This is a genomic window from Marinicella rhabdoformis (assembly GCF_009671245.1).
Taxonomy (GTDB): Bacteria; Pseudomonadota; Gammaproteobacteria; order Xanthomonadales; family Marinicellaceae; genus Marinicella; species Marinicella rhabdoformis.
This window is the reverse complement of record NZ_VTFS01000001.1, coordinates 513246-527972: the sequence shown is the minus strand read 5'-3', so window position 1 is coordinate 527972 and position 14727 is coordinate 513246. Positions and strand designations below refer to the sequence as shown.

Below are 14727 nucleotides of genomic sequence, written 5' to 3'. Positions count from 1 at the left end.
GAGAATCACATGAGAAATATTGAAAATCACTTGTGCTGCTTAATAACTGTCATGTATGTTGTTGTTAAGCAAATACTTTTTTTGCTTTTTTACAACAAAAAAAGGGGGAAACATGAAAAAAATCTTAATAATTATCTTTTTACTTTTTACGCTATGTACCAACGCTAAAGACCTCAATGTCAAAAAATCGATGACTGGTTTTGATGAATATATGGCAAAGGTTTTAGCCGACTGGAATGAACCTGGCGCAGGGGTCGCCATTATTCATAAAGGCAAGCTTGTTTATGTTGAAGGCTTTGGTTACCGTGATTATGGTAACAAATTACCAGTGACAAAAAACACTTTATTTCAAATTGCTTCAAATACAAAATTATTTACAACAGTAGCCGCTGGCATGCTGGTTGAAGAAGGTACATTCAAATGGGATGAACCAATGAAAGAAGCGGTTCCAGAACTGAATTTCTACAATGACCACCTGAACAATCACGTGACATTAAGAGACATGCTTGGACATAAAACGGGCATTTCTAGGCACGATATGATTTGGTTTCAATCCGACTTCAATCGCAAGGAACTGTTTGAACGTACCCAGTTCTTAAAACCTTCTATCCCATTAAGACAAGATTTTATTTACAACAACCTGATGTACTCAGCTGTTGGTTACTCGATTGAATTAAGAACGGGTAAAACTTGGGAAGCTTTTGTTACAGAGAAAATATTAGAACCGCTGGATATGGACGATACGGTTTTTTCTATTGCTGAAATGCAAAAAACAAAAGACCATGGCGTTCCTTATGATGAAAAAAGAGATTCAACTGAGCTATATAAAATAGAAATTAAAGAAGACGGTGCTGGTGTTGGGCCAGCAGGGTCTATTATAACCAGCCTTGATGACCTTTCTCATTGGGTTATTGCCTTAATGAATGAAGGTGATTATAAAAATAAAAATGTGATACCAACATCGATTATTCACGAGACCTTAAAACCTGGTATCGCATTCAGAAATTCACAACTTGAAGACAAAGGCTATAACGAGCGCTTAAATTCAATCTATGGCATGGGCAGAGAAATAGAAATTTACAAAGGCCATGTGCTAACAAAACACGGTGGTGCGATGCCGGGATTCCATTCACAAGTTGTTATCATGCCTTATGATGACATTGGGATTATTACATTTTCTATTGGTAATCAAGGTGCCCGTTTAGGCAATACCATCATTCCTTATACACTGGTTGATCGATTATTAGATTTAGAGCCTACAGACTGGAGTGAAAGGTATTTAAAAGACCACCTTGAAAGAAAAGATTTGTCAAAAGAAGGTCGTTCTAAAGCAGGCTTCGATTTGGTTGAAAACACCTCGCCCACGCATGAATTGGAACACTACACTGGTCATTTCTCTCATGAAGCTTATGGTGAATTTATTGTCAGCTTTGAAAACAATGAATTGTTTTTTAACTTCAGAAGAACGGTGTTGCCTTTAACACATTATCATTTTAATCGGTTTGACACACCCAACGATGAAAGTTTTGGAAAATGGAGTTTGAACTTCAATATCAGTCCTCAAGGCGAAATCAGTTCTGCTACAGTGTCTATAGATGAAGGCCAAATCACATTTGATAAGAAGCCAGATGACTCGCTTTCAAATTTAGAAACTTTAGCGCAATATGTAGGCAAATTTGAATATGCAGGTTCCGAAATTGAACTCAAAATTAAAGAAGGTCAGCTGACATTGTTAGGAACCACTGAAGATGTATTGATGCCTTATAAACCGCATGTTTTTAAGATTGAAAAATTTGCAGATATACAAATTGAATTTGTATTTAAAGATAAGGAAGTAAAGGGCATGCAATTTAAAGTGCCATCTGGTGTGTATGAATACACCAAGTTAGAAGAAGATGATTAATCTGTTGTTCTGTATAAATTATTGAGGGCACAGGTTTTGGGTCAGGTTCGTTGATTTACAAATTGATACGTTCCTGACCTCTTTGATTTCAAGGGAGACATCAGCAATTATCTTGAGTAGAATGAGTGTTGGCTCTGTGGCCTGAAAATTATTCATTCAAACCAAAGGAAACACGTTGTGAAATCACCATTCCAATCCAAATTACCCGATCTGGGTACCAGTATTTTTACCGAAATGTCTTTGATGGCCAGTGAATATCAGGCGATTAATTTGTCTCAGGGTTTTCCTGAGTTCGATACGCCTGAGTTTTTGAAATCGGCGATCAATCAGGCCATCAGTGAGGGTAAGAATCAATACTGTCCATCTTCGGGCTTGCCGGATTTGTTGCATGAAATCAGTGAATTAACCCAAAGGTGCTACATCAAAGATGAGGCGCGGCGTTTGGATGCTTTGAATCAGATCACGGTGACTTCCGGTGCGACTGAGGCTTTGATGGTGGCGATTCAGGCTTTGGTTAGGCCTGGTGATGAGGTGATTGTTTTTGATCCGGCTTATGATGCTTATGAACCTGGCGTTGAGTTGTGTGGCGGCACTTGTCGGCACATCGCCATGAATGCGCCTGATTATGCCATCGATTGGTCTTTGGTCGAACTGGCGATTAATGACAAGACGCGTGCGATAGTCATTAATTCTCCGCACAATCCAACGGGTTCTTTACTCAGCCAAAGTGACATGGAAGCTTTACAAAAGTTGGTCATTGCGCATGATTTGTATGTCATCAGTGACGAGGTTTATGAGCACATGACTTTCGATGGTTTGCGCCATGAAAGTGTGTTGGCCTATCCTGAATTGTTCGAGCGGGCTTTTGTGATTTCGAGTTTTGGCAAAACGTTTCATTGCACCGGCTGGAAGTTGGGTTATTGCATCGCGCCTGCGGACTTGACGGCTGAATTCAGAAAAATCCATCAGTACGCGACGTTCTGTACTTTTACGCCAGCGCAGTTCGCGGTGGCTGCCATGCTAAAAAATCACCCCCAACATGTGGATGATTTGGCGGCGTTTTATCAACAAAAAAGAGACGTATTGGTCAATGCTTTGAAGGCGTCGCGTTTTAAGGTGCTGCCTTCCAAAGGAACGTATTTTGTGTTGGTTGATTATTCGGCCATTTCTGACCAGAACGATGTTGAATTTTGTCATTGGTTGACGCAAGAAATTGGTGTGGCGGCTATTCCCTTGAGTCCTTTTTACCAAGCCGATGTGTTGGAAAGCTATCACCAAAACAACAAGGTGTTGCGTTTGTGCTTTGCTAAAAATGACGACACGTTGCTCAAAGCTGCTAAAATTTTGTGCAGCTTATGAATGACAAGACTTTAAACATTGCGGCGGTGCAATATGACATCCAATGGCTGGACAAGGCGGCTAACTTTGCGAAGCTTGAGTCAATGATTAGGGATTTTTTTTCCGGTTATGATGGCCAAGTTGATTTGCTGTTGTTACCCGAGACTTTTTCGACTGGTTTTTGTTTGGATGATGCCAGTGTCAAAGAACCCGAAGACGGTGGTGAAGACCTGCTTTGGTTAAAGAAAATGGCCAATAAATACAACTGCGTGGTGGCTGGTAGCGTGTTTGTAGAACATCACGATAAAAAAGCCAATCGTTTTTATTGGGTGTCGCCAGAAGACCATGTTAAATATTACGACAAGCGCCATTTGTTCCGATTGGGCAATGAAGGTGGCTATGTCGCACAGGGTATGGAGCGAAAAGTATTCGAGATCAAAGGCATTCGAATCTTGCCACAAGTCTGTTACGACCTGCGTTTTCCCGTATTTCAGAGGAATGTGATACAGAGGAACGTGACGTCAAAAGACAGGAGCGATTACGATGTGATGGTGAATGTCGCTAATTGGCCAGCGGTCAGAAGAAACGTCTGGGACACCTTGCTCAAAGCCCGGGCGATGGAGAACCAAGCCTATGTCATTGGCGTCAATCGTGTGGGCGATGATGGTAAAGGAGTCGCACATTCAGGTGGCACTTGTGTGATTGATTTCAAAGGCGAGCCTTTGGTACAAGCAGAAGATGACAAACAACAAGTCATCAGCTGGTCATTGGACATGTCAGCCTTGGTGCAATTCAAAAAAGATTTTCCTGCCTACTTAGATGCTGATGATTTTAAGCTTAAGTAAACCATTTCGCCTAAGTTGAAGCTTTTAATTGATGCCCATGAAATGAAGTCAGTATTGTGTTCTGACTTCATTTTTTACTTCACTTTAAACTATCAGTTTACCGTGCTTTCAAATCCATCTTTAAAAATCGTATCAAAAATGGCTTCGTCGTAAATCATGAGGGTGACATCATCCACCAAAGCGAAGTAGTAATCACCTTCAAAGATGAATTTGAATCTGACATCGACGAGGTTTACCGCTCCGGCAAGGGTATCTACTGGGAATGGCACATAGACAAAACCTTCAGTTAAATCTTGATGGTACTGGCGAATGTCAACCTCTGGTCCCCATGATAAATTGTTGTCAATGGAAAATGCTATACTGAAGTTGTCTATCGCAAAATCTCTGTAATGTGTATAGAATTTCAACATGATAAGGCTGTCAGTATTGGGTTCGATGTTGATAGCAGGAGAAATCAATTCCCCGCGGTGTACTGTTGGTGATGTGCCTTGAGCAAAGTTGCCTGGTATTCCTGCATTATCCAAAAAATCTGAGTCAAATAAAGCCACACCATTCACTTGTGACGGTGAGTTAACTGGCGTTGTTCCACCCCAATAAGCACCTTGCGAATAACCTTCTAAATTCCTGGTCCAATAGGCCGATCCCGGCGTCACTGCTTGGCTTGAATCATAAATGGACAGCGCCGTCCAGCTGTCTGTTGATAAGTTTTGCGAATCTCCAGTTTCTACAAAAGGGTTGCCAAACTGGCCTTCCGTTTGACCTTGACTGGCTTCTGCACCCCACAAACTTTGTGCTTGGGTATCAGCACCTAAAAGACAGGTCATCATCAATACATAGTTTTTAAATTTCACACACATTCCCCTGATTAATAAATTGAACATATGATTTTAGGGAGTAAGGTATTTCAGCAACAAGCATTATTTTTTTTGACCAGAAAGTAGTTTCTCATTCAGGGTAAAAGTCCATTAAAACGTATGAACATCAGATTTAAGCTTAGTGATATGACAATTATTTTCACAAAATGAAATGCTTTTTAATGAATAAAATCTGAGCATACTAGGAACGGAGTTGTTGGCTGTTTGAGACTCATTCAGTGTACACTTTTAAACAGGATTACAAAAATCGACTGTTTTCCATGATAAGCTTTTGATTTCATTATTTTTAAGTCACATCCATGATGTCTATCACTCAGGTTTTCAAAATATTTATACTCACCGCACTCAGTTGTTACGTGATTCTTGTTGAGGCCAGGGGCAATTCCCCAGTACTGACTTTTGCTGACCATGGTCATGTGAATCCCTTTACAGGTGGTGTGGCTTGGGAAACAAGTAATCATCCTGATGTGATGTCGATGGAATGGGCTTTTATTGGGCTGAGTGATGTCTTGCCTTTGTGTTCGGGTGGCTTTGATTGGACTTCTGTTGAGGATTTCCTTTCAGCAGTGGATGCGCGTGGCCATCAAGGCATACTCAGGCCGGTTATTTTTGGGCCTGGTTATGGCCAAGAAAATTTCGCACCGAGTGATCTTTTGGTCAATGCTTTTGTTTATGATTCTTCAACTTACGACAATCCTGCTTGGAATGAAGCCAGCGTGCAGGCATGTATCTTGAAGTTTATTGATGCTTTTGCGGTGCGATATAAAGGTGATCAAAGGGTGGCATATGTTCAAATGGGCTTGGCTGGATTGTGGGGTGAACATCACTTGGATGGCGCCAATTATACGGCCGTCAATTTTCCGACTAAAACGTTCCAGAAAACCATGATTGAACATTTCATTGATGGCTTTGGTCACACACCATCTGATATACAGACTTCATTGTCACTTGATTCGGCACAGGATCATGGCTTTTTCAGTTCAGCAGATACTTCACTGGATAACCTGCGATTTGGGTTCTTCGATGACAGCTTACTCACCAATAACCACGGTGGAATTAACAACTGGCGACAAGACCTGGCACCCGCCATGCAACTGGCCTTACACAAGCAGCATGGCTGGGGTGGGGAGGCTTACTGGAGTGGATGTAACAGCAATGGCTCATGGACGACACCACCGAACGATTGTGGCAATGGAGAAAGCCTTGGTGACCAAGCACAGCGCATAGGGCTGAATTACATGTTGGGTTCGCCTGCCTTTGATAACAATAACATCACAGCAGCGACCCTACTCACAGCATCGCAACTCATAGGGTATAAATTTACAGCAACCTCAGTCACCAGACATGATTTGAGCCACGTCAAGGTCACGGTAGAAAACACCGGTGCCGCTTTCAGCCCTTATAAAATAGAAGTCTGTACAAACGAAGGCTGTTCAGGCGATTTATCAACACTGAAACCAGGTGACAGCGTGGTGCTTACCGTTCCTGCGACTGCTTCATCAACGCAAACCTTGTTTTTTACTTCACCCAGACTCAACCCATCAAGCACACAAAAAATCCGCTGGAGTAATGTCAGTGCAGATGATGAAGCGGCTACACTGACTGTCGATGTCAGTATGTCAGATTTGATTTTTGAGGATGGTTTTGATTGAGTTTTTAGCAAAATGGATCTACACAATCTGGTTTTTTAGATTTCGATGTAGTGACTATTTTTCTCTTGAAATTTATAGAGTTTAAGCCCTACAATCACTAGATGCTCAATAGAACCGCCAGTCACTCCCCACAACAAATACATGAAACCAGAGTTCATAATGCGTTATCGATAATTAGTAAAGCTTTAATCGGTATTGCTGTTATTTGGAGTGTGCTTCTTGCCTATCACGGCGCATGGAAATTTATATGGCTTGAAGTATTTTTGATGTCAGTTGGGGTTGTCACTTTAATCCTCAATGCCAAGAAATATACACGCTGTGCGATTTACTTGTTGTTATCTAGCTTGTTTATTTGCACTTTAATATTGTGCCTTTTCCTTGACCTTCCGAACAATGTTGCACCACGTACCGCGCATAATTACTTCCTGTCCATCGGTATTTTGTCTTATTGGCTGTTGTTGGGTGAACATAAACTGTTGAGAATTTCGATTCTCATGATGTGTTTGGCGGCATTTATTGTATTTGCAAGTTCACTGATAGGGTTTCCAATTGATAGTCTAGAAACTGCCGATGCTGAGGCTGGTCGGGTTGTTGGTGCTTGGATAAACAGCATATTGGCTACTGTTCTGGTTGGCTTGGTTATTTATGTTTTTTACTCAGATTATTCACTCAGAACACAGGTTGAAAAAGACTTAAGTCTGGCTTTGCCTCGAAATCAATTGGAGCTCTATTATCAAGCCCAAGTTAATGATGTTGGGGTGGTGAAGGGGGCTGAAGTTTTGCTCAGGTGGAAGCACCCTAAATTGGGTGTTGTTTTACCTACTGAATTTATCCCGCTGGCAGAAAAAACCGGTTTAATTGTTTCTTTGGGTCGGCAAGTGCTTTTCAAGGCTTGTGAGCAAATTTCTACATGGTCTACAGAAGCATCAACGGCTGAATTGTCGTTGTCTGTTAATGTCAGTGTTCAGGAAATCAATGAAGCCGATTTCGTTGACAATGTGCTTGCCACAATTAAGCAAACTGGCATCGATGCAGCCAAACTGAAGTTAGAAATAACTGAAAGTATATTGATTCAGCATGCGGAAGAAACCATCAAAAAAATACAGGTGCTCAAAAACCACGGTGTGACTTTCTCTTTGGATGATTTTGGTACAGGTTTTTCATCATTGAGTTATTTAAAAGCACTGCCCATCAGTCAGTTAAAAATTGATCGCAGTTTTGTTTCACACATGACAAAAAGTCGGAAAGGGGCCAAAATTGTAGAATCGACCATCTTATTGGGTCAAGATTTGGGTTTAGAGGTCATTGCAGAAGGTGTAGAAACTGAAGCGCAATTGAAATTTCTACAAAGCATCGGCTGCAAATTATTTCAAGGCTACTTTTTCAGCCAGCCAGTCCCCAAAACTGAGTTTGAAAACTATTTAGAAGCTCAAATAAATTAAGAATGGCTTCTGTTAAATCTGGATAAATTATTTAATTAGCCCCAATTGAAAACCCTTTTGATTATTACAGGTTAAAATACCCGCTTTATATGATTGCATCTAAGCTAAGTGTAGGATACTAGACAAATTATGGAAATCAAGGTCAATTTTCTTGAGAACCTCAGACTTGAGGCGAAGTTTGATGATTTTACGGTGGTGACTGATCAACCAATTCGTTACAAAGGCGATGGTTCTGCGCCCAGTCCGTTTGATTATTTTTTGGCATCTTCTGCTTTGTGTGCGGCGTATTTTGTTCGTGTTTACTGTAATGGCCGTGATATTCCTACAGAAAACATCCGCTTGTCTCAGAATAACATTGTTGATCCTGAGAACCGCTACAACCAAATTTTCCAAATTCAAGTCGAGTTGCCTGAAAGCATTTCCGAAAAAGACCGTGCTGGAATCTTGCGTTCTATTGACCGCTGTACGGTTAAAAAAGTGGTACAAACAGGACCAGAGTTCAAAGTGGAAACGGTTGAGAACTTAGAAGAAGATGCCCAAGCCATGTTGATGAATGCAACAGGTGACGGCGATGAAACCTTTATATTGGGCAAGGACATGCCGCTTGAGAAAACCATTGAAGCCATGACGGGTGTTTTGGCTGAACTGGGCATGAAGATAGAAATCACTTCATGGCGGAATATCGTGCCGAATGTGTGGTCTTTGAATATCCGTGATGCGGCATCGCCCTTGTGTTTCACCAATGGCAAAGGTTCGACCCAAGAAAGCGCCTTATGTTCGGCTTTGGGTGAGTTCATTGAGCGTTTGAATTGTAATTTCTTTTACAACGACCAGTATTTTGGTGAAGAAATTGCCAATGCTGAATACGTGCATTATCCGAATGAAAAGTGGTTTCCTCTGGAAGACCAAGATGCTTTGCCCATAGGGATTTTGGATGACCATTGTTTGGCGATTTACAATCCAGATGGTGAACTGTGCGGTTCACACTTGGTCGACACCAATTCAGGGCGTTTTGATCGCGGTATTTGTTCGATTCCTTATGTGCGCCAGTCAGATGGAGAGACGGTGTATTTTCCTTCAAACCTGATTGAAAACCTGTTCCTGAGCAATGGCATGAGTGCGGGGAATAATTTGGCCGAAGCGCAAGTGCAGTGTTTGTCTGAAATATTTGAGCGTGCGGTGAAGAAACAAATCATCGCCGAAGAGCTTGTCTTGCCTGATGTGCCCGAAGATGTTTTGAACAAATACCCAAGCATTGTTGCAGGCATCGAAGCTTTGGAAGCACAAGGTTTTCCTGTTGTGATTAAAGATGCATCTTTGGGCGGTCAATTTCCTGTGATGTGTGTGACTTTGATGAACCCGCGTACTGGTGGTGTGTTTGCTTCATTTGGTGCCCACCCGAGTTTTGAGGTGGCTTTGGAACGTTCTTTGACGGAGTTGTTACAAGGCCGCAGTTTTGAAGGTTTGAATGATTTACCACAGCCAACTTTCAACAGTTTGGCGGTGCAAGAGCCTGAGAATTTTGTGGAACACTTTATTGATTCTTCAGGTGTGGTTTCGTGGCGTTTTTTCAGTGCCAAACATGATTACGAGTTTGTTGAGTGGGATTTTTCAGGTTCTAATGAAGAAGAGTCTGGGTGCTTGTTCGGCATTTTGAAAGACATGGGCAAGGAAGTGTATCAAGCCGAGTTCAATGTTTTGGGTACATCGGCCTGTCGTATTTTGGTGCCGGATTATTCTGAGGTGTACTTGGTCGAAGATTTGATCTGGGACAACACCAACAAGGCCTTGGATTACCGCGAAGACATTCTGAATATTCACAGTTTGGATGACGATGCATTGGAAGACTTGGTTGATCGCTTAGAAGAAAGCCAGTTGGACAATTACTTAGAAATCAGCACATTGATTGGTATCGAATTTGATGAGAATACGGTTTGGGGCCAATTGACCATACTTGAATTAAAACTGCTGATCTTCTTGGCCATTGGTGAGTTAGAAGAAGCCAAAGAGCGTGTCGAGGCCTTTTTGCAATACAACGACAACACCGTCGAACGCCGCTTGTTTTACCAGGCGATGAATGCGACTTTGGAAGTCGCTTTGAATGAAGACTTGGAGATTGAGGATTACATCCACAGCTTCAGGCGCATGTTTGGTGTCGAAGTGATGAATAATGTCATTGGCTCAGTCAACAGCACAACCACCTTTTATGGCATGACGCCAACCAACATGCAGTTAGATGGCTTAGACAAGCATTTGCGTTTGATTGAGAGTTACAAAAAGCTGCACAAAGCGCGCGGCATTTTGACTTGATAATTTGTGGTTGTTAATTTTCAGCAATTAATTCAAATTGAACGTATGATGGCTACTGATTTACCTTGATGGTTTTTGGTATCGTGACTTTGATTAATAGTGAGAACAATCAATTTGTAAGTGTAAATGTTGGTTTTAATGTGCTTGGAATAGGTTTGATTGGCATGTTAAAAGTGACTTTAAAATGTTTGAAAATCATCACTTAGATGTACAAGACAGGTGTTGTTATTTCAATAAATCATGCTGGCTCTGCTGCTGCAATGATTTTGTTTCCACCTTGGTCCTTAGAGTGATACAAGGCTTTGTCGGCACGTTTGAATAAGTCGTTGAAAACTTCATCATGCTTTAATTCCGCCAATCCAAAGCTAGAACTCATATGAGTGTCTCCGATTTTAATGGTTGAGATGGCGTTTTTAATGCGATTGACTATTTGAAGTGCGGCGGGTTCGTCCAATCCCGGTAGCAGTAAAACAAATTCATCACCGCCAAACCGTGCAATCAAATCATTGCTGCGTAATGTGTTTTTGCTGACTTGGCACACTTGTTGTAATGCATCATCGCCAGCCATGTGGCCATAAAGGTCATTGATTTGTTTGAAGTTGTCTAAATCGAAGACCACCAAAGTCAATACAGTGTTTGATTGATGGCTTTTGGTAATTTCTCGTTCCGCTTGTTTCATCATATAATGACGTGAAGAAACTTGTGTGAGTGTGTCAGTATAAACTTGGTTTTTTAAGGCTTTGTTGTCCGCCATGAGTTGTGGCACGGCCATGCCAAACAAGGCATTGGCTGCAATCACATTGATGGCAAACTGATACACCATGACATGATCCATGAGTCCTAAAATGTGAACCAATAATACAATCAAAAGGCTGCTCACGGCCAAGCTGATGATGTTAAATGCGGGACTTTCTGTACAAGCAATCCACATGTGAGTCACGGCCAAAAAGAAAATGGCAAAAGCACTTTCGTGTGAATCTAAGACATAGGCGGTCAGCATGGACAACGTTATTAACACCAAATTGATGCTGATTTTACTGGCTAAGATGTGTAATGAGCCCAAGTTTTCTGTATAAAACACGCCTAATTTAACGTAACTTGTTGGGAATAATTTATTCAGTACGCCAGTGAATAAAGGAGCCAAAACTATTACGCCTGCTAAATCACCTATCCAGAATGGTAATACCATTTGATTCACTTTGAAATGTCCACTTGCTTGGTATACACCAGTGACATAATGACCAAAACAGTAGCAATTAAAGTGGCCAGTCCGGCAACCAAAAGGAATGTAATAATTAATTGCGGTGTGTTTTTGTTTTTTGATTTAGACAAAGTTGAAATACATGCCGCACCCAGCCAATACGGTAATATGTGAGCCAGACCAAATAAAAAGCCAGCCCAAATTTTTTGCTCTAAATTTAAGGGCAGTTGGTAGTGGTTTATATTCCAAATGGTGATGGTTATGGCTGCCAGCATGATGGGAATCACTGCTTTTCGACAATGAACCAACAAACAAGCAAATGAAAAGCCGGCGGCGGGGAACCAGACACTGGCGTGTGGGGTGTATTCAACCAGCCTTCCGAGTTGCCAAACAACTATCCAAGCGACAAAAATAAAAGCTGATCTGAACAGCATAGATTCACCCAGATAGGCAGGTAATAACGTGCCTAAAATGTGTTTTTCGCCGTCAGACTCAGGTTGCTGATTTTCCATCGTTTTTTATGCCTTGTTTATATTGTGGGTGAGCTTAAACAAGAGGAACACTTAATGGTTTAAGTGGGTGTGATAAAAATTATAGCTTGGTACTTAAAAGAATACCAGCGGTATCGGTTGGCAGACATCCTTGGTTCGAATTTTATGAGATGTTGTATGTGTTTTTGAAAGATTGTTTACCTTTGTGACAAAAATAGCATGCAACTAGGGTGGCTAATACAGGTAGGGCAAATCCAAATTCATCAATGACCCAAACAGATTGATGCGTTTCTGATGTCAAGGGAGTAAAAAACTTTTGGATAAAGACATTGCTGCTCATGTGATAAATGACTGCCGTCCAAAGGCTGCCACTCTTGTAACGCAGGTAAGTCATAATCATGGCAGATGACATGATAAACACGGTAAAAGTAGTGAGTTGATACCACAATGGTGTGGTTCCATTACCGTAAAGCCCTTGTATGATGAGTGGCCAATGCCAGAGTGCCCACATCAAACCACTGGTCAATGCGACAGCTACAAAACCAAGGAATTTAGACAGTTGAGGAACCAAAAAACCGCGCCATGCGATTTCTTCGCCTAAGACGGAAGGCAAACTGATAAAAAAAGTGATGCTGGCGGTGAGTAGTAAGTGGAACAGTATGGTAGATAAATCGCTCCAGTCTTGGATGTTGTAGGCGGTTTTTTGTTCGGAGACAAATGATTCGTTATACCATTCGCCGAAACCGGTAAACCAAATGAAAAAGTAGGCCAAAGCCGCCAAGCTCAAAGGTATCAAATAACTTAACCAAGCATATTTCCAACTTCCCCAGCACCAGCCCAGTGTTGATAGGCTTTGTTTTCTGATTATACAGGTGACAATGGCAGCTACACCTACAGAAAGCATCAACGGTGTTGCCTTGGACATCCTGAAAATTAACCAATAACCAATAAAATAAAACGTGATGGTAAGTGCCGCAAACAGTGACAAAGTAATTACAGATTCTTTTGTGGGTTTCATGTGTATATAACTCAATGGAATGTTTATGAAACCATTAAAGGTTCATAATGTTACAAGAGCAATAGCCAGAAAGGGGCACAAGGCCCCTTTGCTAACTTATCTGCTGGTAATTTGAAAAAGTGATTAAGATTCGTCAGAACAGTGCCATGCGACAAATTTCCAACCTGCTTTGGTTTTGGCCAACACGTCAGAACACCTGCCGTGTGTGGTTTTGTGCTTGCCTTCTTTGTTTTTATCACCACTAGAATAGTAGTAATGGGCAACTGCGGTTGAGCCATGAACCACGATGGCTGTTGGTGAATAATTTGACATCATGGTTTTGCTTTGCGGCATTTGGTAACTGTCCCAGCGTTGGACTGCGTCTCGACTTCTGGGCATGGGATAACTACCACCCCAAACCATAGCGTCTTCAGTGACCCACTTGGTTGACCAATTGGCATCCTGCTTTTCGATGTCAGCATAGGAGGCCAAGACCACATTCCAAACTTCAGTTTGGGCTGCGTTCCATTCTTGGGCGCTGCTTATGCCACAGAACACCAGCATGATTAATATTAATTTTTTCATGAATTTCCCCTTTTATCAGCCAAAACAATTTTTGGCGGATAAACTGGTATAGCACAATTGCTGACAATTGTGAATCTACAGTGCATTTATCGTAGGTAAATCCAACCATTAGTGCTGTCAGGGTGTTTTTACAGTAGTTTTTTGTTTTGAGGATTGAATGATTTTAATTTCACCTGGTTGAGAAAAATAAGGTTTTCCTGTTTGCTTTAACTGTTCAGGGGCTTTCATAGGTACATGTACACCAATAGCTTCTATGGCATTGATGCGTTTATCTAATATGTCAGGGCCAAAAGTACTGTAGAAAAACCAATAGGGTGGAAATGCAGTGTCAGTGACTTGTGCTTGCCAATGGGCGTCATGCGGTTTGAAGTGGACGTCATTGGGATCGGCATCGCCCATGTGCATGACTGTGGTGTTCTTATCCAAGGTCACCCTGAAAACCAAATTAGATACGTCTAAGCGCCGCGTGGGCCAGCCAGAATGTGGGATGCGAACCACTCCAACTTCAAGTTTGTCTATTTCAAAGTTTTGAACTGGGTCTCCATAGGCCATGTCAATGGCGGTAGTTTGAGGCAAAATTGATTCATGGCCTTCTAGCAATTTAATTTGGTCAATGGCTTGTTTGGGGGCGATGAGTTTTGTTTTTGGAAACTGTTTAAGGTATTTCAATACTTGGTCAGCAGCAAAGTGGTCGCCATGTGCGTGGCTGATGAATATGGCATCGATGTTGTCATAGGGCGCATTATTATCGAACATCGCAGCCAAAATGTCTTTGGGCACCAATTGGTAAATGTTGAAATTGTTGTGAAAAAAAGGGTCGAAGACGATTTTAGTTGAACCGTTTTTAACCATTACGGCTTCATTACCCAAATAGGTGGCTGTGGCTTGGCCATTCTGTTCAAGGCCATTGTGGTTCTGGTGGGCTGACAGGGTCAAGCTGTAAGCAATCAGGCATAGGGCATAAAAAACGCGCATGGTTTGATAAATTGTGTTGAATTGAATAGATTATAGCAAAAAACTGAGCTGACGCGATTATGTGATTTATGGCACAGGAGTGGGGAAGTATATTGCTGTAGAATTTATTTCGT

12 protein-coding genes are annotated in these 14727 nt (G+C 41.6%); 6 read left to right on the top strand and 6 right to left on the bottom strand.

Translation table 11 applies throughout. The features are described from left to right. The first annotated feature begins 112 nt into the window (after positions 1-112). From FET73_RS02355 to FET73_RS02345, 3 genes are all read left to right on the top strand, one after another. A complete protein-coding gene (locus FET73_RS02355; protein ID WP_179952062.1) occupies positions 113-1903 on the top strand; it encodes a serine hydrolase in 1791 nt (596 codons plus the stop codon). Between the two features lie 234 nt (positions 1904-2137). Then, positions 2138-3262, top strand: a complete 1125-nt coding sequence (locus FET73_RS02350; protein ID WP_246172660.1) for a methionine aminotransferase — start codon at positions 2138-2140, stop codon at positions 3260-3262. Next, positions 3259-4086: a nitrilase-related carbon-nitrogen hydrolase gene (locus FET73_RS02345; RefSeq protein ID WP_154222300.1), complete on the top strand. Its 828-nt coding sequence runs from the start codon at positions 3259-3261 to the stop codon at positions 4084-4086. The genes FET73_RS02350 and FET73_RS02345 overlap by 4 nt, the downstream gene beginning before the upstream one ends. 92 nt (positions 4087-4178) lie before the next feature. Here the strand turns inward: FET73_RS02345 and FET73_RS02340 are convergent, their stop codons facing one another. Beyond that, positions 4179-4937, bottom strand: a complete 759-nt coding sequence (locus tag FET73_RS02340) for a hypothetical protein (protein WP_154222299.1) — start codon at positions 4935-4937, stop codon at positions 4179-4181. Between the two features lie 323 nt (positions 4938-5260). On the opposite strand from FET73_RS02340, the gene FET73_RS02335 reads away from it, so the two are divergent. From FET73_RS02335 to FET73_RS02325, 3 genes are all read left to right on the top strand, one after another. Next, positions 5261-6613 carry a hypothetical protein gene (locus FET73_RS02335; RefSeq protein WP_154222298.1) on the top strand — a complete coding sequence of 451 codons (1353 nt, stop codon included), beginning with the start codon at positions 5261-5263 and terminating at the stop codon, positions 6611-6613. A 266-nt stretch (positions 6614-6879) separates the two neighbouring features. Then, positions 6880-8055 (top strand): putative bifunctional diguanylate cyclase/phosphodiesterase, encoded by a 1176-nt coding sequence (locus FET73_RS02330; protein ID WP_179952060.1) that lies wholly within the window; start codon positions 6880-6882, stop codon positions 8053-8055. Positions 8056-8184: 129 nt separating this feature from the next. Then, a complete protein-coding gene (locus tag FET73_RS02325; protein ID WP_154222296.1) occupies positions 8185-10365 on the top strand; it encodes an OsmC domain/YcaO domain-containing protein in 2181 nt (726 codons plus the stop codon). A 238-nt stretch (positions 10366-10603) separates the two neighbouring features. Here FET73_RS02325 and FET73_RS02320 read toward each other — a convergent pair whose 3' ends face one another. From FET73_RS02320 to FET73_RS02300, 5 genes are all read right to left on the bottom strand, one after another. Then, positions 10604-11554, bottom strand: coding sequence for a GGDEF domain-containing protein (locus FET73_RS02320; RefSeq protein WP_218944248.1), 951 nt, complete (start codon positions 11552-11554; stop codon positions 10604-10606). A 5-nt stretch (positions 11555-11559) separates the two neighbouring features. Further along, entirely contained in the window at positions 11560-12078 is a 519-nt protein-coding gene (locus FET73_RS02315; RefSeq protein ID WP_154222294.1) for a hypothetical protein, read from the bottom strand. 142 nt (positions 12079-12220) lie between these two features. Beyond that, on the bottom strand, positions 12221-13075 hold the full coding sequence (locus FET73_RS02310) for a CPBP family intramembrane glutamic endopeptidase (protein WP_154222293.1): 855 nt from the start codon (positions 13073-13075) through the stop codon (positions 12221-12223). 123 nt (positions 13076-13198) lie between these two features. After that, entirely contained in the window at positions 13199-13639 is a 441-nt protein-coding gene (locus FET73_RS02305) for a nuclear transport factor 2 family protein (RefSeq protein WP_154222292.1), read from the bottom strand. Positions 13640-13756: 117 nt separating this feature from the next. Next, complete coding sequence (locus FET73_RS02300) at positions 13757-14614, bottom strand: MBL fold metallo-hydrolase (protein ID WP_154222291.1); 858 nt, start codon at positions 14612-14614, stop codon at positions 13757-13759. Positions 14615-14727 lie beyond the last annotated feature (113 nt).